Origin of the sequence: Stenotrophomonas sp. PFBMAA-4 (assembly GCF_030053215.1) — a bacterium.
Lineage (GTDB): Bacteria > Pseudomonadota > Gammaproteobacteria > Xanthomonadales > Xanthomonadaceae > Stenotrophomonas.
This window is the reverse complement of record NZ_JASGBW010000032.1, coordinates 21,603-39,805: the sequence shown is the minus strand read 5'-3', so window position 1 is coordinate 39,805 and position 18,203 is coordinate 21,603. Positions and strand designations below refer to the sequence as shown.

The window sequence follows — 18,203 nt, the reverse complement described above, 5'->3', positions numbered from 1 at the left end:
GAATCACTTCAGGGGTCTGCCGCGGTACCAGCGCTCGTGGGCGAGGGCCAGCATCGGGCGGTCTTCGTAGCTGTCGCCGTAGGCGTGGATGCGCAGGTAGCGCGACAGGTCGAACTGGCGACGGATGTGCTCGACCTTGCGCGGGCCGCAGTCACCACCGGCATAGCGGCCGGTCAGGCGGCCATCCTGGCTTTCCAGCCGGTTGCAGATCAGCTGCAGGCCCAGCTGCTCGCACCACGGCCTCAGGTACAGGTCCAGCGAGCCGGACACGATCACCACGGTGTGCTGCTGTTCCTTGTGCCAGCGGATCTGTTCCAGCATCTCCGGGCGTACCACCTCGGGCAGCACCTCGCGGGCGAAACCGGCCGCGAGCGTTGCGATGTCATCGGCGTGGCGTTCGCTGAAGGTGAGGCGGGTGACGCGGGCGCGGATGCGCTCGGCGGAAATGATGCGCAGGCGGTAGGCCAGCAGCCACGGACCGACCTTCCACCACGCGCGCGCCAGTTGTTCCGGCGTGGCCACGCGGCGCAGGAAGCGGCCATAGGTATCGCAGGTGGTGACGGTGTGGTCGAAATCGAACAGCGCCAGTTCCATCCTGCTCACTCCCATGGCGGTGCCTTCCGGGGCGGTCTGCGTGGAGGGCGCGGCGAGGGCCGCGCCCGCAGGGCATCAGCGGACCGGCATGCCCGGCTGCGCGCCGCTGTCGGCGTCCAGCAGCGCCAGCGCGCCGCCGTCGAAACCGGCCGACAGGATCATGCCTTCGCTCAGGCCGAAGCGCATCTTGCGCGGGGCCAGGTTGGCGATGAACACCACGCTGCGGCCGACCAGCGCTTCGGGCTCGCCGTAGCTGCCGCGGATGCCGGAGAAGATCTGGCGCTTGCCCAGCTCGCCGGCATCCAGTTCGAAGCGCAGCAGCTTGTCCGAACCTTCCACGAACTCGCACACCAGCACCTTGCCGATGCGCAGGTCGAGCTTGGCGAAATCATCGATGCCGATGTAGGCCGGTGCGTCGGCGCTCTTCGTTTCGTCCTTGGCCGGGGCCGGGGCCGGGGCAGCCGGCTTCACGGCTTCGGTCCTGGCGGCGGGGGCGGCAGCGGCGGCCGGCTGCAGGGTGTCCTTGGAGGCGTCGATCATGGCGTCAATTTTCTTCGGGTCGATACGGGTGAACAGCGGGGTGTACTCGGCGATGCGGTGGCCCAGCAGCGGCTGTGCCAGTGCGGTCCAGTCGTTCACCGGCGCGGCCAGGAAGGCCTCGGCCTGCGCGGCGGTGGCCGGCAGCACCGGCTTCAGGGCGGTGACCAGCACGCGGAACAGGTTCAGGCCCTGGCTGCACACCGCCTGCAGCTGCGCGTCGGCGCCTTCCTGCTTGGCGATGACCCACGGCTTGACCTCGTCGATGTAGCGGTTGGCTTCGTCGGCCAGGGTCATGGTCAGGCGGATGGCGGCGGCCGGGTCGTTGCGCTCGTAGGCTTCACGGATCGGCGCCAGGCCATCGACGAAGCGCTGGTATTGCGCAGCATCGGGCAGCTGCGCGGCCAGCAGGCCGTCGAAGCGCTTGCTGATGAAGCCGGCGCAGCGGCTGGCCAGGTTGACGAACTTGCCGACCAGGTCGGCATTCACGCGTGCGACGAAGTCACCCAGGTTCAGGTCGAGGTCGTCCACGCCGCCGCTGGTCTTGGCCGCGTAGTAGTAACGCAGGGCTTCCGGTTCCAGGCCGGCGTCGAGGAAGGTGCGCGCCATCACGAAGGTGCCGCGCGACTTGCTCATCTTCGCGCCGTCGACCATCAGGTAGCCGTTGACGTGCAGGCGGGTGGGCGCGCGGTGGCCGGTACCGTTCAGCACCGCCGGCCAGAACAGGCCGTGGAAGTTGACGATGTCCTTGCCGATGAAGTGGTGCAGTTCGGTGCTGGTGCCTTCGCGCAGGTGCGATTCGAAGTCTTCGCCGAGCTTGCCGCACAGGGTCTGGAAGCTGGACAGGTAGCCGATCGGCGCATCCAGCCAGACGTAGAAGTACTTGCCCGGCTGGCCGGGGATCTCGAAGCCGAAGTACGGCGCATCGCGCGAGATGTCCCACGCGCGCAGGCCACCTTCGGCATCCAGCCATTCCATCAGCTTGGCCTTCACGCCGGGCAGGGCGACATCGCCGGCCAGCCAGCTGCGCAGGAAGCCTTCGAAACGGCCGACCTCGAAGAAGAAGTGTTCCGAATCGCGGATTTCCGGCGTGGCGCCGGAGATCACCGACTTCGGATCCTTCAGGTCGGTCGGGTTGTAGGTGGCGCCGCAGACTTCGCAGTTGTCGCCGTACTGGTCGGCGCTGCCGCAGTTCGGGCAGATGCCCTTGATGTAGCGGTCGGGCAGGAACATGCCCTTGGCCGGGTCGTAGAACTGGGCGACCGAACGGCGGCTGATGTGGCCGGCCGCTTCCAGCTTCAGGTAGAACTGCTCGGTCAGCGCCTTGTTGGCCGCCGAGTTGGTCGAGTCGTAGTGGTCGAACGCCACGCTGAAGGCGGCGAAATCGCGCTCATGGCCGGCTTGGATGTTGGCGATGAAGGCTTCCGGGGTGACCCCGGCCTTTTCCGCGGCCAGCATGATGGGCGTGCCGTGGGTATCGTCGGCGCACACGAACCAGGCCTTGCCGCCGCTCATTCGCCGCGCGCGCACCCAGATGTCAGCCTGGATGTAGCCGACCAGATGGCCCAGGTGCAGGGGGCCGTTGGCGTAGGGCAGGGCGGTGGTGACGAGCGCGGTACGGGTCATGGTCGCGGGGTGCAGCCGAGGGGAACCGCAGAGTATCGCATGCCTGCAACGAGGTGACCCGGCCAAGGCCGGGTCACGGGGGGTAATGCGCGGGCCGTGGGCCTTACTCGCGGACCCAGGTCTGGGTGCGGCAGATGAAGGCGATGCAGCCGGACACGTCCAGCTTGCCGCCACCCGGCTGCAGCTCCAGCTTTGACTTGTAGGTCTTGCCGTTGGCCGGGTCGAGGATGGTGCCGCCGGACCACTTGCTGTGGCTGCCCTTGTCCTGCGACAGGTTCCACAGGATGGTCATGCCCTTGACCGGCTTGTTCTTGTTGGCGCCTTCGCAGCCGTCGCAGACGGGGTTGGGACCCTTGTCGGACTGCAGGATCTCGACCACCTTGCCGCTCAGCCCGCCATTGGCGGCCTGGCTGATCTCCACGATCGACTTCACCTTGCCGGTCTTGTCGTCGATGGTCTTCCAGCGGCCGGCGGCGCTGTCGGCGGCCTGGGCCGACAGGGCGGCCAGGCACAGCGGCAGTGCCAGCAACAGGGTCTTGAAGGTCTTGCGCATGGTCCCCTCCCAGGGCTCATTCCGGCACGTTGCCGGTACAGGGCAACTGTATACCCATTCGGCGGGGTATGGGGAAGGGGGGCTTTGCAGGGCTTGCAGCCCTGCACCTGCTGAAATCAACGTCAAAGGCAGAAGCGGCATTCCGTGGGATGGCGGGGCACTGTGGGTTTGCGGGGACGCCGTAAATACGTCCATGTAGGCTTGGTCGCCGCATCCATGCGGCTCACACCCCGCAAACCCACAGTGCCCAGCCTTCGACAGGTTCACGCGGCTGATGGTGGGTGCCGATTCACGCGGATGGTGGTGGGTGCCGACCATTGGTCGGCACGGGGTCGGATCGCGGTTGGTGGTGGGTGCCGACCGTTGGTCGGCACGGGGTCGGATCGCGGTTGGTGGTGGGTGCCGACCGTTGGTCGGCACGGGGCCGGATCGCGGCTGGTGGTGGGTGCCGACCGTTGGTCGGCACGGGGGCGGATCAACCGACTTCGTACAACTCCAGCGGCAGGTCGTCAGGGTCGGCGAAGAAGGTGAAGCGGGCGCCGGTGTACTCGTCCACGCGGATCGGTTCGCAGGCTACGCCATGCTCGGCCAGGCGCTGGATGAACGGTTCCAGTGCCGCCACCCGGAAGGCCAGGTGGCGCAGGCCCTGGGCCTCGGGCCGGCTGGGCCGGGGCGGTGGTGCCGGGAAGGAGAACAGCTCCAGCTGGCCGCCGTCGGGCAGGGCCAGGTCCAGCTTCCACGAGTCGCGCGCGGCACGGTGGTTCTCGGCCAGCACGCGCAGGCCGAGGATGCGCACGTAGAAATCCTTCGAACGTGCGTAATCGCTGCAGATGACGGCGGCATGGTGGATGCCCAGCAGGCCGCCGGTCGCTGCGCGGGTCATGGCGTTGCCGTGGCCGGTGCCGTCGCGGCGGGCTGGTCAAGCCAGCGGTCCACCTTGCGCTCCAGCACGTCCAGCGGCATCGAGCCGTCCTTCAGCACTTCGGCGTGGAAGCGACGCAGGTCGAAGGCTGCGCCCTGGCGCGCTCGGGCCTTGTCACGCAGGGCCAGGATGCGGCTCAGGCCCGCCACGTTGGACAGCGCCTGGCCCGGCTGGGCCATGATCCGTTCAACTTCGGCGCTGGCGTCGTCCTCGCTCATGTCCACGGCTTTCTGCAGGTAGTTCACTGCCTGCTGCTTGCTCCAGCCCTGCGAGTGCACGCCGGTGTCGGCCACCACGCGGGCCGCGCGCAGCAGGCGCGAGTACAGGTAGCCGATACGGTCGTAGGGATCGGTGTAGACGCCCAGTTCCTCGCCGAGGGTTTCGGCATACAGGCCCCAGCCTTCGACGAAGGCAAGGTCGCCGCCCAGGCGGCGGAAGCGCGGCAGCTTGGCCAGTTCCTGCTGCAGGCCCAGCTGCACGTGGTGGCCGGGGATGGCTTCATGCAGGTACTGCACCGGCACGCTCCAGCGCTTGCGGCTGGGCAGGTCGCGGGTGTTGACGTAGAGCACGCCCGGTTGTCCCGGCTGGCCGGGCTGGTAGGCGGCGGCAGCGGCGGTCAGTGCACGGTCCGGCTCGACCGCGCGTACTTCCAGGCGGTCCTTCGGCAGGGTGTCCAGCACCTGCGGCAGGCGCGCATCCACCTGCTGCTGCAGCTGGCGGTAGCGATTGATCAGCGCGTTGGCATCGCCGTACTGGAACTGGCGGTCGGTGCGCATGTTCTTCAGCAGCTTGGCCTGCGAGCCGCGCAGCTTGTTGTCCTTCATCACCGCAGCGATCTGCGCGCTCAGTTCCTGTACGCGCTGTTCGCCCAGCGCATGCAGCTGGGCAGCGGTCTGGTCGCTGGCGGTGGTCTGCACGATCAGGTTGGCGTACCAGCCCTGGCCGTCGGGCAGGGCGCCCAGGCCGCTGCTGCTGCGGGTGGCCGGCAGGTATTCGGTGGCGATGAAGCCGCGCAGGGCGCGGTAGGACGGCATGATGCGCAGCTCGATCATGCGCTTGTACTCGGCGCTGATGCGCGCTTTTTCCTCGGCCGGAATGTCGCTCGGCATGGTCCTGATCGGCGACCAGAAGATGCTTTCCTCGGCGGTCGGGGTGATCACCGCGTCCAGCTGCGGCAGCACCTTCTCCATCAGGTCGCGCGGCTGCACCACGCCGGCCTTCATGCCCTGGCGCATGTTGTCGATGGCCTGGTTGAACAGGTCGGGGATGCCCAGCGAGCGGCGCGACCAGGTGTCGTAATCCTTGACCGTGTTGAACGGCTGCGCACCTGCGCCGGCACCGAGGATCGCCATGATGCTGGCGATGTTGTAGTACTGGCTGATCGGCATCATCCAGCTCGGGTAGCGCTCGGCCGCCAGCGAGGCGCGCGCATCGCGCACGAAGATTTCGTAGCTGAGCAGGTCCTGGCCCTGCAGGCCGTCACTGCCGACCTTCTCGACCTTGCCCAGCCATTCGGTGGTGAAATCGTGCGACTGCTGGCGCCATGCGGCCGACAGGATGTTGGGCAGCTGGTCGTTGTAGCGGGCATCGCCCTGGAAGGTGGCCTGCAGCGGGTTCAACCGCATCGAGGCGTCCCAGTATTCGTCGTACAGGCGCTCCAGCTGTACCTGCCTGGGCACGGCGCGGGCCGGTGCCACCGGACGCGCGGCGGCGCGGCGCGTGGAGCTGCCGCGTGCCGGGGTGGCGCGCGCGGGCTTGGCCTTCGGCTTGGCGGCCTGCCGCGTCTGCGCGGCGGCGGGGCGGCTGGCCTTCTTCTTCGCTGCCTCTGCCGACGGCACGGCACTGAACAGGAACAACGCGGCGATGGCGGCGGCCAGGGCGCGGGTGGGATACGGCATCAGGAGCTTCCGTGGAACACAGACCGTGGAGCTTGCACGATCCGGGCGCGTACGGCCAGCGTGAACGCGCAGTCAGCTTGTCGTCGCTGGGGCTTCAGTCAGCCGCAGCGGCAGCGCGCAGCTGAGCGGCACGTGGCTCGCCCAGATAGCGGGTGATCGCGCGCCGCATCAGGTACAGCAACGGGATCAGGGCGATGGCAAAGCCCATCTTGTACACGTAGTTGACGCTGCTGACGGCCAGGAACAGCGAGGTGGGCCATTTCTGCGGGCCCAGCACGAAGGCGATCCAGATCACCACGAAGCTGTCCACCAGCTGCGAGACGGCGGTCGAACCGGTGGCGCGCAGCCACACATGGCGCTCGCCGGTGGCCTGGCGGATGCGATGGAACACGGCCACGTCGATCAACTGGCCCACCAGGAAGGCCACCAGCGAACCGGCGATGGTCCACATGCCCTGGCCGAACACCGCCGCGAACGCGGCCTGGTAATCCGGCACGCCGTGCGCATCCATCGAAGTAACCCACCAGCTGGCCGGTGCCAGCGAGATGGCGGCGAACGCGAACAGGAACCCATAGGCGATGAGCACCACCGCCAGCCACGAGATGAAGCGCACGCCGCGCTTGCCGAAGAACTCGTTGATGGTGTCGGTCATGATGAACACCACCGGCCACAACAGCGTGCCGGCGGTGAAGCTCAACGATCCGGTCTGGCCGAACAGGTTCCAGTTCAGTGCATCGATGCCCAGCGTGTCTTCCAGCGCGAAGATCTTCACCCCGATCAGCTCGGCCAGCACCGCGTTGCCGCAGAAGAACGTGGCCAGGATGATGAACAGCAGGACCGCGCGGTCCTGCAGGGGGCGCGCGTAGGGCGCGTCGCTGGGCGTGCCGCTCACTCCGGGCGTTCGCCGGCGCGGGTGAAGGGCACGCTGGCCGGAGCCACCGCACCGCCGGAAATGATGAAGCTCATCGCCTGGTCGACGGTCCAGTCGGTGGGGGTGAGCAGTTCCACCGGCACGATTTCCAGGTAACCCGAGGTCGGGTTGGGCGTGGTCGGCACGTACACCGCCGCCAGTTCGCGGTCAGTGCCCTGTTCCTTGATGACCCGGGTGACCAGGCCGACCGACTTCATGTCACGGTGCGGGAAGTCGATGAGGACCACGCGCTGGGTGCTGCCCGGTTCGGTCTGCAGCATGTCCAGCAGCTTCTTGGCGCTGTCGTAGATGATGCTGGCCAGCGGGATGCGCTTGATGATGGCGCCGACCCAGCGCAGCAGGCGCTGGCCGACCACGCGACGGCTGGCCACGCCCACCGCCAGGATCACCAGCAGGGTGGCCAGCAGGGCGATGGTGTCCTGGATCCACTCGGCGTGGACCCAGCCCAGGTAGTGCGGGAAGCTGGTCGCGATCTGCTCGGACAGCGGCACCACCAGCGGGCTGGAAATGCCCGACAGCAACACGAAGACAAACTTCACCACGACCCAGGTCAGCCAGATCGGCAGCAGGGTCAGCAGGCCGGTCAGGAACAGGCGCTGCAGGGAAGGGCGGGGGACCAGGGCGGGGGCTTCGAGCGACATGTGCGCATTGTAGCGGCCGATTGCGCTGGATTACGCTGGAAGGTCGGGGCGGGAGCCAGACAGGGAACGGATGCTGTGTTGAGGATTCTGCGCGGAGTGGGCTGGGCCCTGCTGGGGCTGGTCGTGCTGGTGCTGCTGCTGTGGAGCCTGTCGCGGCTCTGGCCGCTGCCGGCCGCCCAGCGTGAACAGGTGCGCTGGCTGGAGGACGTGCAGCCGGCGCCGGGGAAGAACGGCTTCGCGCTGCTGTGGACGCTGCCCTTTGATGGCCTGGACCCTGCCCAGCGTGAGGCGGCGTTGGCCGTGGACGTGCGGCGCTGGCAGGCGGGCCCTGCGCCGGGGATGGCCGATTCGGCGCTGGCGGCCACGCACCCGGCCGTGGCGCTGGATCCGCGGGGGAAGTGTGGTCCTGCCGCAGGCGACTGCCTGGCGAAGGTGCGCGCTGACGAGCAGGGTTTCAGTGCTGCCCATGCCGGCCACCTGCAACTGCACGCGCGGCTGGACAGCCTTGCCGATGTCGACAACGTCGATACCCCGTTCGTTCCTTCGGGTACGGCGTGGCTGATGCCCCTGCCGAACTACGCGCTGTTGATGGATGGCACCGGCGCGCATGCGCTGGCCTACGTGCAGGGCGACATCGCCGGCGCACTGGCTGGCAGCTGCCGATCGGTGCAGATGGGGCGGCGCCTGATGCGCGGTGGCAACACGCTGATCGACAGCATGATCGGCGCTGCCGTGGTGCGGACCCATGTGCAGCTGCTGGCCGCCATGCTGGCCGAGCTGCCACCGGACCAGGTGCTGCCGGCCGCCTGCGAGCGCGCGCTGCAACCGATGGATGCCGATGGGCAGAGCCTGTGCAGGGCGATGCAGGGCGAGTTTGCGATCAGCAAGGCCGCCATCGATGCATCGCTGCAGCAGGCAGGCACCGTGCTGATGCTGGATCGCGAACACACCCTGGGCCGCATCGCGTTGAACCTGGGGTGGGCCTGCGACCCGGCCACCACCGGCCGGCTGGCGGCCGACATGCCGGTTGTCGTGGGCAGCGTGGGCCGATGGGACGTCGGCTGCCTGTCCAACATGATCGGCTGTGTCCTCGGTGACATCGCCGCACCGGCCTACCAGGACTACGCCGCACGCAGCCAGGATGCGGCGGCGTGGCTGCGCCTGCTGGGCACCCAGCGCTGGCTGCGGCAGCAGGCGGATGCACCGGAGCAGGCGTTGCACCGCTTGCCGGCGCACTGGCGCTCACCCTCGCGGACGCCGGTGCTGTCGGCCGATGGAAAGCACCTGCAGGTGCCGCGACGGGCGCGCGACATGCCGGCCGGGGCAGCGCCGCTGTTGTCGGTGCCGCTGTAGATCAGGCGGCGTTGGCGCGCGCCTGCGGCTTCAGGCGCACGTAGACCTGCTTGCGCACGCGGGCGACGACGTCGCCGGAGGCATCGACCACGTCGTTGCTGAACCAGCGAAGCACCTTTTCGCCGTTGGCCGCCTCGGCGCGCAGCTCATCCAGCACCGCCTCGTCGATATGGAAGGCGGTGCGGACGGTGCCGCGCCCGGGCTTGAGGAATTCGATGGCCCCGGCGCGATCCCACACGTAGTAGTCGCGGCCCAGGGTGTGCATCAGGCCGAGCATCCAGAACGGATCGGTCATCGCGAACAGGCTGCCACCGAAGTGCGTGCCGACATAGTTGCGGTTCCAGGGGCGCATCCGCAGCTCCACCTCGATCTGCCGGTAGTCCGGTGTGATGCGGGTGACATGGATGCCGGTGAACAGGAACGGCGGCCACAGGTTGATGCCGAGGCGGAAGGTGCTGGCTTTCATGGGCGGGCGGGGCGCGGGGGCGAGGACTCGAGTCTAACCATTCGCATGCGTATGTTGAACCCCGGCCCGCCATTCGTAGAGTCGAGCTTGCTCGACTGCCTGCGCCGTGGCTGTTCGTAGAGTCGAGCTTGCTCGACTGGCTTTCCTACATAAGCGGCCATCGACACCATCCATACGGATAGTCGCCCAACCGAGACGCCAGGCCGGCGCGTACCGGATTGCCCATCACATAGAGGACCTGCTGGCGGATATCGTGCTCGTCCCGGATCCAGTGTTCGTAGTAGCCGCGTTGCCAGACCGGCGCACGTCTACCGAGTGCCGCGTTGATGGCAATGGCCGACCGCGACTTCAAGGACTGCACACACGGCCCCAGCGCACCTTCGCGCAGTTGCATGACCCAATGGAAGTGGTTGGGCATGATGATCCAGGCAAAGGATCGGCTTGCTCCGCGCGCGTCACTGGCCTTGAACTGATCCATCAGCACGCCGGCACATTCCGGTGCGGCAAACAACGGGCGGCGGCCTGCAGCCACGCTGGTGATGACATGGAAGTGGCCAACCACTGAAGTACGGCAACGCAGGAGGGCGGGACTGGGCATGGCCCAGAGTGGCGGATCACTTTGGAAGTGGCCCTAGGGAAAAGCGGAATCTGCTGTCGGTGGAATCGAGGAGGGCAGTCGAGCAAGCTCGACTCTACGGGCACAACGGCAACGGCCAGTCGAGCAAGCTCGACTCTACGGGCACAACGGCAACGCCAGTCGAGCAAGCTCGACTTTACGGGTCACCACTCATGGCATATCCGTCACGGCCGTTGTCCTTGGCGCGGTACAGCGCGGCGTCGGCGCCTTCGACGAAATGGTGGGGATGCAGATTGCCATCGGGTACGCGCGTGTACACGCCGATGGTGAGGGTGATGCCGGCACCGCGGCCGTCGCCCGGGGGCGGCAGTGCGCGCACGCCGGCGATCAGGTCTTCGACCACCAGGCGCGCGCCATCGGCCGGGGTGTCCGGCAGCACCAGCGCGAACTCGTCGCCACCGTAACGTGCGGCCATGTCGCGCGGGCGTCGTGCATGTGCAGCGATCAGCCGCGCGACATCGCGCAGCACGCCGTCACCGGCCTGGTGGCCGTGGCGGTCGTTGTGATGCTTGAAATGGTCCACGTCGATCAGGGCCAGGCTCAGCGGCTTGCCACTGCGCCGCGCGGCATCGCATTCCTCCTGCAGGGCCTGCTCGAAACGCAGGCGATTGCCCAGTCCGGTCAGCGCATCGCGGTTGGCGTGGCGGTGCCAGGCCGAGATGCGCCAGACCGCCCACACCAGCAGGATCAGCAGCACGCCGAGCAGCGCGCTGGCCGGTGCCCACCACAGGTTGCCCACGCGCAGCAGCAGCCAGCCCAGCAGCGGAGCCAGCGGCAGTGAGCACAGCGCGGCCAGCCACGGCAGGCGCAGGCCGAGCAGCATTACGCACAGCGCCGCCATCAGCCCGGACAGCACGTCCTGCGCGATGCGCGGCAGCACGTTGATCTGCTTGTCCTGCAGCAGCATCGAGGCAATGTTGGCCTGGTACTCGCTGCCGCTCATCCAGTACTCGCGGGTGGTCGGGGTCAGCAGGCGCGGTGCGATGCCACTGGCGGTCATGCCGACCACGATGCGGCGGCCATGCAGCAGCGACGCCTCGACCTGGCCATCAAGCACATCGGCGTAGGAGACATGCGGCAGCCGCTCGGGCGGGCCGGCATAGCGCACGCGCACGTAGTCGTCGCGACGCCATTGATAGGGCGAGTCGAGTGCAGGCGCGGGGTCGGCGAGGCCATGCATGCGCTGGGCCGGGAGGCCGGACAGCGCCAGCCCCAGCGCTGGCCAGTGAGGCTGGCCGATGCCGGCGCGCAGGTAGACACCGCGCGCCACGCCATCGCCATCGACTTCCACGTCACTGTGGCCGATGGCCGCGGCGCTGGCGGCGATCAGCGGGATGGGCAGCAGTTCTTCGGCCAGGCGGTCGCCTGCCGCCGGCGCCGCCAGCACCGGCAGCACCACGCGTCCATTGCGTCGGATGGCTGCGGCCAGTTCGGCATCCTGTCGCGCGTCGCGGCGGTCCGGCTCGGACAGCATCAGGTCCAGCGCTACCCGTTCGACACCGGCATCGGTCAAGCGGTCCAGCAGCCGTGCATGCACCGAGCGCGGCCACGGCCACTGGCCGATGCGCTGCAGGCTCTCTTCGTCGATGGCCACGATCAGCACGCTGGGGTCGGGGCGGTAGTCCCAGTCGCCCACCAGCAGGTCGTAGGTGGCTTCATCCTGCCGCCACAGGAACTGCCCGTGGCTGACCACCGCCGTGGCGATGCCGGCCAGCAGGGCCAGCAGGATGCGCCGCGACCAGGGCAGGGGCGAGCGTCTCACAGCAGCAGCCACAACAGCAGGGCACTGCCGCCGGCGCCGTAGCACAGCCGGCACGGCAGCTTGACCTGCTGGGCGGGTGAGAACGGACCGGCGTGGCCGTCGTCGTCGATGTACTGCACGCGCACGTGCAGGGTGCCGCGCCAAGGTCGCTTGAAGCTGACCTGCGGCTGCGCCAGCGTTTCATCCACCAGCGGCGCCTTGAAGTCACCGCGGCGGTCCACCTGCACGCGGTAGCGCTGGCCTTCGCTGCCGGCCTGCCAGCGCAGGGTCAGCTCGCCGTGGGCAGCTTCGGGCGGCTGCAGGGCCGGGTCGACCGGATCGTCGGTGAGCTGCAGGGGCAGCGCCTGCCCGAACGGCCCCTGGTGGCCCTGGCCATCGCGCGAGGCAACGCGCCAGAAGTACTGTCCTGGCGGCAGCGGCGTGGCCAGGCGCAGGTCGGTGCCAGTGCTGGCCTGCTGCTGCAGTGGTTGCAGGAAGCGTGGCTCGCCGGCGATCTGCAGCACGCTGCTGCTCGCGCCCGGGGCCTGGGTCCAGCGGAAGCGCGGCCGGTCACTGTTGACGGCCTGGCCGTGCAGGGGCGACACGGTCAGCGGCGGCGGCGGCTGGTCGCTCAGCAGGAAATCGGCGCTGGCATCCAGGCCTTCCACGCCCTGCGCATCGACGGCGCGCAGCAGCAGCCGCAGGGCGCCGGGCGGAAGGTTGTCGATGACCAGCGAGGTGCCGGTGGTGGTGGCCGCGAACAGCAGGATCTCCGGCGTGGCGGCCAGCACCACTTCGACCCGGTAGTGGTCGGCAGCGGCCACCGGCTCCCATGCCAGGCGTGCCGGCAGCGGCGCCAGCGTGGTGGCATCGCTGCGCAGCCGCGGCGCGGGCAGCAGCGCGGAAACGGCTTCAGGTGGCGTATCGGCGCTGGCGCTGCGGCTGGCCTGGCCCGGGCGCACCAGCCGCTGGCCGTGCGGATTACCCACCTGCACGCGGCCTTCCAGTACTTCGGTGGCACCGACCTGCGTGCCGTCGCCGGCACTGACCCGGAACACCGTGCCGCGCACGCTGCTGGTGGCTGCGGGGGCATCGACGATGTAGCGCGACGCCGGGCCGCGGGCGGGAGTGACGCGGTTGCTGGCCCGGCCCTGCTGCAGGCGCACGCGGGTATCGACCATGCCGGTGCGGCCGTAGCGGCTCAGCTGGTCCAGGCGCAGCCGCGAGTGCTCGCGCAGCTGCAGGCGCGAGGCATCGGCGAATTCAAGGGTGACGCTGGCATCGGCCGCCGTCTGCACGGTGTCGCCGATGTGCAGCCGCTCGCCGGCGAGCAGGGCACGGGTGGCACTGCCATTGGCAGCGGCCAGCTGCACGATGCCGCGCACGGCCAGCACGCGCGCGGGGGCCGGTTCGACCCGCAGCCAGCTGACCGGGAAGCGCAGCAGCCCGCCGGGCGGCAGGCGGTAAGGGTTGTCGATGCGGTTGTGCTGTTGCAGCTGTTGCCAGGGCACGTCCGCCTTCAGGTACAGGCCGCCCAGATCCCAGAGGGTATCGCCGGGGCGGACCCGGTAGTTCCAGTCCTGTGCGACGGCGAGGCCGGGCAGCAGGAGCAGGGCGCACAGCAGTGCGGCGAAACGGCGGGCGAGGGAAGACGACGAACGGCCAACGGTCACGGAGTGCTGTCCCGGCTGTGCGGGGGCGCAGCTGCAAGACCCCATGGCCCCGACCTCATCCCCCCGAATGGATCGTAGCGGCCAAAAGGCCGCTACCGATCACATTATTGCCCGCGTTCAGTGCAGGAATTCTGAACGGAGCGTGCCTTCGTTCAGAACAGCAGCGAGGCCATCTTCCGGCGGTAGCGGCCGACCACATCCTCGTCGGTGATGACGTTGAAGGCATCGATCAGCACCTTGCGCGGCAGGCCTTCGGCGAAGGTGCGGTCGATCCGCAGCATCTCCAGGAACTGCTCGAGCGCGGCTTCGTCGTGGCCGCCGAGCAGCAGCTGCACGCCGCGCAGATGGCGGGCCTGCAGGTCCTTGCCATCGGCGGCGATGCGGGCATCCAGGGCCTCGGCCGAGGGCGCATCCTTCAGCGCGGTGGCGAAGGCCAGGCGCGCACGGCCGCGCACCGCGCGGTCATCGGTGGCCAGGTTGGCGGGCAGGGCATCGATCAGCGTGCCGGCCTCGTCCACGCCACCCACCTGCAGCAGGGCGAGGGCCAGGTCCAGCTTCAGCTCGTCCTTGTCAGGTTCGGCGGCGATCTGCGCACGCAGCACGTCCACCTGCGCCTGCGGGTCCAGCGGCGCCTCGTCTTCGGCCACGGTATCGCCGATATCGGCCGGCACGATGCCGTGCTGGGCCAGGAACTCGCGCAGCTGGCCTTCGGGGATGGCGCCGGGGAAGCCGTCCACCAGCTGGCCGCCCTTGACCAGGAACACGGTCGGGACCGAACGGATCTGGAAAGCGGCAGCGATCTGCTGCTCGGCGTCGACATCGACCTTGGCCAGCTCGAACGCGCCGTTGTACTCGGCCGCCAGCTTTTCCAGCATCGGGCCCAACGTCTTGCACGGGCCGCACCAGGTGGCCCAGAAGTCCACCAGCACCGGCGTCTGCAGGGATTTCTGCAGCACCTCGGCCTCGAAGGTCGCGGTGGTGGCGTCGAATACGTGTGTCGTCGTCTCGGTCATGGGGGAGATATCGCCTGGCAACTGGAGACCGATTCTATGGTGTCGATCCATGTCGGTCTCAACCCTGTCGTCACACCCGGCACGGGCAAACGCGCCATGGCTTGGCGGTTGTCGTGCCTGCCGCGACAATGCAGCGGTCTTTCATTACAGGTGGGTCCGCGCGATGTCCGTGCTCTGGCTTGATCGTTGGTTGGGGCTGCTGGCCGCCGTGTTGTTCGTGCTGGCCGTGCTTGGTTTCGGCGCGGGGCTGGCGGGCTACGCCCAGGCTGTGCACCCGGTGGCGCTGCTTGGTGCCCAGGGCGTGCCGCATGCGCTGGCCTTCAACCTGCTGGGCCTGGTGCTGCCGGGTGCGCTGGCGGTGGTGGTGGCCGAGCGCCTGCGCCGGCAGTTGCCGGTGGGGGCGGGCTGGGCGCCGCGGGTGGGCAGCCAGATGCTGCTGCTGGCGGGCCTGGCCTTCGCGGCCATGGGCCTGCTGCCGCTGGACCCGGAAGACCTGCATGGCGGCGCCAGCCAGCTGCACGCCAGTGCCTGGATGGTCTGGGTGCTCGGCTTTGTGGTCGGCACGCTGATGCTGGGCATCCCGCGCCTGCGCGGCGGGCACGGGCGCGCGATGGCCTTGCTGGCCCTGGGCTGCGGCGCGCTGGCCGGCCTGGCCGCATTTGCCCTGCAGGGCGTGCTGCCGGCGCCGCTGGCGCAGCGGCTGGCCTTCGCCTGCTGGGCGGTCTGGCTGGCCCTGGCCCTGCCGCTGTCGCGGGCGCGCTGAGACGGCGGCCGGGCGACCGCCGCGCGGGGCTTTCCGGCCCGGGATTGGAGACGTTTGCCGCACTGCGGTACGCTGTACCGCTTTGCCGCCGCAACCGCGTGTTACATGACCAGCGCCGAACCCAACGTTTACGACCCGCAGCAGGTTGAATCCGCCGCCCAGAGCTTCTGGGATGCCACCCGCGCCTTCGAGGTCGACGAGACCTCGGACAAGCCGAAGTACTACTGCCTGTCGATGCTTCCGTACCCGTCCGGCGCGCTGCACATGGGTCATGTGCGCAATTACACGATCGGCGACGTGATCAGCCGCTACAAGCGCATGACCGGCCACAACGTGCTGCAGCCGATGGGCTGGGACGCGTTCGGCCTGCCGGCGGAAAACGCCGCGATCAAGAACAAGACCGCGCCGGCGGCGTGGACCTACAAGAACATCGACCACATGCGCAGCCAGCTGCAGTCGCTGGGCTATGCCATCGACTGGTCGCGCGAGTTCGCCACCTGCCGCCCGGACTACTATGTCCACGAGCAGCGCATGTTCACCCGCCTGATGCGCAAGGGCCTGGCCTACCGCCGCAACGCGGTGGTGAACTGGGACCCGGTCGATCAGACCGTGCTGGCCAACGAGCAGGTCATCGACGGCCGCGGCTGGCGCTCCGGCGCCCTGGTCGAGAAGCGCGAGATCCCGCAGTGGTTCCTGCGTATCACCGATTACGCCCAGGAACTGCTGGACGGCCTGGACGAACTGGACGGCTGGCCGGAATCGGTCAAGACCATGCAGCGCAACTGGATCGGCCGTTCCGAAGGCCTGGAAATCCAGTTCGACGTGCGCGATGTCGACGGCAGCGCGCTGGACCCGCTGCGCGTGTTCACCACCCGCCCGGACACGGTGATGGGCGTGACCTTCGTGTCGATCGCCGCCGAACACCCGCTGGCGCTGCACGCGGCGAAGAACAACCCCGAACTGGCGGCGATGCTGGCCGACCTGAAGCAGGGTGGCGTGTCCGAAGCCGAACTGGAAACCCAGGAAAAGCGCGGCATGGATACCGGCCTGCGCGCCGTGCACCCGGTCACCGGCGAACAGGTGCCGGTGTGGGTGGCCAACTTCGTGCTGATGGGCTACGGCACCGGCGCGGTGATGGCCGTGCCCGGCCACGACCAGCGCGACAACGAGGTGGCCAACAAGTACGGCCTGCCGATCGTGCAGGTCATCGCCCTGAAGGATGCGCGCAACGACGATGAGCGCACCTGGGACGCCACCCGCTGGCAGGACTGGTACAGCGACAAGAGCCGCCAGACCGAACTGGTCAACTCGGCCGAATTCGACGGCCTGGACTTCCAGGGTGCCTTCGAAGCGCTGGCCGAGCGTTTCGAGCGCAAGGCCCAGGGCCAGCGCCGCGTCAACTACCGCCTGCGCGACTGGGGCGTGAGCCGCCAGCGTTACTGGGGTTGCCCGATTCCGGTGATCTACTGCGCCAAGTGCGGCGCGGTGCCGGTGCCGGAAGAACAGCTGCCGGTGGTGCTGCCGGAGGACGTGGCCTTTGCGGGCACCGGTTCGCCGATCAAGACCGACCCGGAATGGCGCAAGACCACCTGCCCGGACTGCGGCGGCGCGGCCGAGCGCGAGACCGACACCTTCGACACCTTCATGGAGTCGAGCTGGTACTACGCCCGTTACACCTCGCCGGGTGCCCGTGATGCCGTCGACAAGCGCGGAAACTACTGGCTGCCGGTGGACCAGTACATCGGTGGCATCGAGCACGCGATCCTGCACCTGATGTATTTCCGCTTCTACCACAAGCTGCTGCGTGACGCGCGGATGGTGGACAGCAACGAACCGGCGCGCAACCTGCTGTGCCAGGGCATGGTGATCGCCGAGACCTACTACCGCCCGAACCCGGATGGCTCCAAGGACTGGATCAACCCGGCCGACGTGGACGTGCAGCGCGACGAGCGCGGCCGCATCACCGGCGCCACGCTGATCGCCGACGGCCAGCCGGTGGTGGTCGGTGGCACCGAGAAGATGTCCAAGTCGAAGAACAACGGCGTGGACCCGCAGGCGATGGTCGGCAAGTACGGCGCCGACACCGTGCGCCTGTTCTCGATGTTCGCCGCGCCGCCGGAACAGTCGCTGGAGTGGAACGAAGCGGGCGTGGACGGCATGGCCCGCTTCCTGCGCCGCTTGTGGGCCCAGGTGCACAAGCACGCTGCCGACGGTGCCGCCCCGGCACTGGACGTGGCCGCGCTGGATGCCAACCAGAAGGCACTGCGCCGCAAGACCCACGAGACCATCGGCAAGGTCGGCGACGACTACGGCCGCCGCCACAGCTTCAACACCGCCATCGCTGCGGTGATGGAGCTGATGAACGCACTGGCCAAGTTCGAGGACACCAGCGAACAGGGGCGCGCGGTGCGCCAGGAAGCGCTGCAGGCCGTGGTGCTGCTGCTCAACCCGATCACCCCGCACGCCAGCCACGCCCTGTGGCAGGTGCTGGGCCACGGCCAGACGCTGCTGGAAGACCAGCCGTTCCCGCAGGCCGACAGTGCCGCGCTGGTGCGTGATGCGCTGACCCTGGCGGTGCAGGTCAACGGCAAGCTGCGTGGCACCATCGACGTGGCCGCCGACGCCGCGCGCGAGCAGGTGGAGGCACTGGCCCTGGCCGAGCCGAACACCGCCAAGTTCATGGAAGGCCTGACGGTGCGCAAGATCATCATCGTCCCCGGCAAGATCGTGAACATCGTCGCTGCCTGATGCACCCGGCACCGGCCGCCTCCCTGGCGGCCGGTGCGTTGTCGCCATGCCACGGCCACGTGCCGATGGCCCTGCGTTCACGCGTCCTCGGGCACGCTGTCTGTTGC

General features: G+C 68.7%; 15 protein-coding genes. 3 read left to right on the top strand and 12 right to left on the bottom strand.

All coding sequences use genetic code 11. The features are described from left to right. Nucleotides 1–3 precede the first annotated feature (3 nt). The 7 genes from QMZ26_RS17370 to QMZ26_RS17340 form a co-directional block, all read right to left on the bottom strand. A complete protein-coding gene (locus QMZ26_RS17370; RefSeq protein ID WP_283222188.1) occupies nucleotides 4–594 on the bottom strand; it encodes an HAD family hydrolase in 591 nt (196 codons plus the stop codon). A 75-nt stretch (nucleotides 595–669) separates the two neighbouring features. Then, nucleotides 670–2,757, bottom strand: coding sequence for a methionine--tRNA ligase (gene metG, locus QMZ26_RS17365; RefSeq protein ID WP_283222176.1), 2,088 nt, complete (start codon nucleotides 2,755–2,757; stop codon nucleotides 670–672). A gap of 103 nt (nucleotides 2,758–2,860) precedes the next feature. Further along, nucleotides 2,861–3,310 (bottom strand): DUF2147 domain-containing protein, encoded by a 450-nt coding sequence (locus tag QMZ26_RS17360; protein ID WP_079222704.1) that lies wholly within the window; start codon nucleotides 3,308–3,310, stop codon nucleotides 2,861–2,863. A 475-nt stretch (nucleotides 3,311–3,785) separates the two neighbouring features. Then, nucleotides 3,786–4,193, bottom strand: a complete 408-nt coding sequence (locus QMZ26_RS17355) for a VOC family protein (RefSeq protein WP_200734128.1) — start codon at nucleotides 4,191–4,193, stop codon at nucleotides 3,786–3,788. After that, nucleotides 4,190–6,130 (bottom strand): DUF885 family protein, encoded by a 1,941-nt coding sequence (locus QMZ26_RS17350; protein ID WP_283222175.1) that lies wholly within the window; start codon nucleotides 6,128–6,130, stop codon nucleotides 4,190–4,192. The genes QMZ26_RS17355 and QMZ26_RS17350 overlap by 4 nt, the downstream gene beginning before the upstream one ends. 94 nt (nucleotides 6,131–6,224) lie before the next feature. Beyond that, the gene (locus tag QMZ26_RS17345) at nucleotides 6,225–7,022 is read right to left on the bottom strand and encodes a queuosine precursor transporter (protein ID WP_108747133.1); all 798 of its coding nucleotides are present in this window, start codon (nucleotides 7,020–7,022) and stop codon (nucleotides 6,225–6,227) included. After that, complete coding sequence (locus tag QMZ26_RS17340; protein ID WP_079222700.1) at nucleotides 7,019–7,702, bottom strand: DUF502 domain-containing protein; 684 nt, start codon at nucleotides 7,700–7,702, stop codon at nucleotides 7,019–7,021. Before QMZ26_RS17340 ends, QMZ26_RS17345 begins: the two co-directional genes overlap by 4 nt. A 75-nt stretch (nucleotides 7,703–7,777) precedes the next feature. On the opposite strand from QMZ26_RS17340, the gene QMZ26_RS17335 reads away from it, so the two are divergent. Continuing rightward, nucleotides 7,778–9,055: a hypothetical protein gene (locus tag QMZ26_RS17335; RefSeq protein ID WP_283222174.1), complete on the top strand. Its 1,278-nt coding sequence runs from the start codon at nucleotides 7,778–7,780 to the stop codon at nucleotides 9,053–9,055. Nucleotide 9,056: 1 nt separating this feature from the next. On the opposite strand, the gene QMZ26_RS17330 is transcribed toward QMZ26_RS17335, so the two are convergent. From QMZ26_RS17330 to trxA, 5 genes are all read right to left on the bottom strand, one after another. Beyond that, nucleotides 9,057–9,521 (bottom strand): DUF4442 domain-containing protein, encoded by a 465-nt coding sequence (locus tag QMZ26_RS17330; protein ID WP_200734132.1) that lies wholly within the window; start codon nucleotides 9,519–9,521, stop codon nucleotides 9,057–9,059. 145 nt (nucleotides 9,522–9,666) lie between these two features. After that, nucleotides 9,667–10,119: a transposase gene (locus QMZ26_RS17325; protein WP_200734133.1), complete on the bottom strand. Its 453-nt coding sequence runs from the start codon at nucleotides 10,117–10,119 to the stop codon at nucleotides 9,667–9,669. Between the two features lie 175 nt (nucleotides 10,120–10,294). Then, nucleotides 10,295–11,920, bottom strand: a complete 1,626-nt coding sequence (locus QMZ26_RS17320) for a CHASE2 domain-containing protein (protein WP_283222173.1) — start codon at nucleotides 11,918–11,920, stop codon at nucleotides 10,295–10,297. Then, nucleotides 11,917–13,617 carry a FecR domain-containing protein gene (locus QMZ26_RS17315; RefSeq protein ID WP_345782691.1) on the bottom strand — a complete coding sequence of 567 codons (1,701 nt, stop codon included), beginning with the start codon at nucleotides 13,615–13,617 and terminating at the stop codon, nucleotides 11,917–11,919. The genes QMZ26_RS17320 and QMZ26_RS17315 overlap by 4 nt, the downstream gene beginning before the upstream one ends. A gap of 107 nt (nucleotides 13,618–13,724) precedes the next feature. Then, nucleotides 13,725–14,585, bottom strand: coding sequence for a thioredoxin (trxA, locus tag QMZ26_RS17310; protein ID WP_283222171.1), 861 nt, complete (start codon nucleotides 14,583–14,585; stop codon nucleotides 13,725–13,727). A 163-nt stretch (nucleotides 14,586–14,748) separates the two neighbouring features. On the opposite strand from trxA, the gene QMZ26_RS17305 reads away from it, so the two are divergent. Beyond that, the gene (locus QMZ26_RS17305) at nucleotides 14,749–15,348 is read left to right on the top strand and encodes a DUF998 domain-containing protein (RefSeq protein WP_108758089.1); all 600 of its coding nucleotides are present in this window, start codon (nucleotides 14,749–14,751) and stop codon (nucleotides 15,346–15,348) included. Between the two features lie 105 nt (nucleotides 15,349–15,453). Beyond that, nucleotides 15,454–18,096 (top strand): leucine--tRNA ligase, encoded by a 2,643-nt coding sequence (gene leuS, locus QMZ26_RS17300; RefSeq protein WP_200734137.1) that lies wholly within the window; start codon nucleotides 15,454–15,456, stop codon nucleotides 18,094–18,096. Nucleotides 18,097–18,203: the final 107 nt, after the last annotated feature.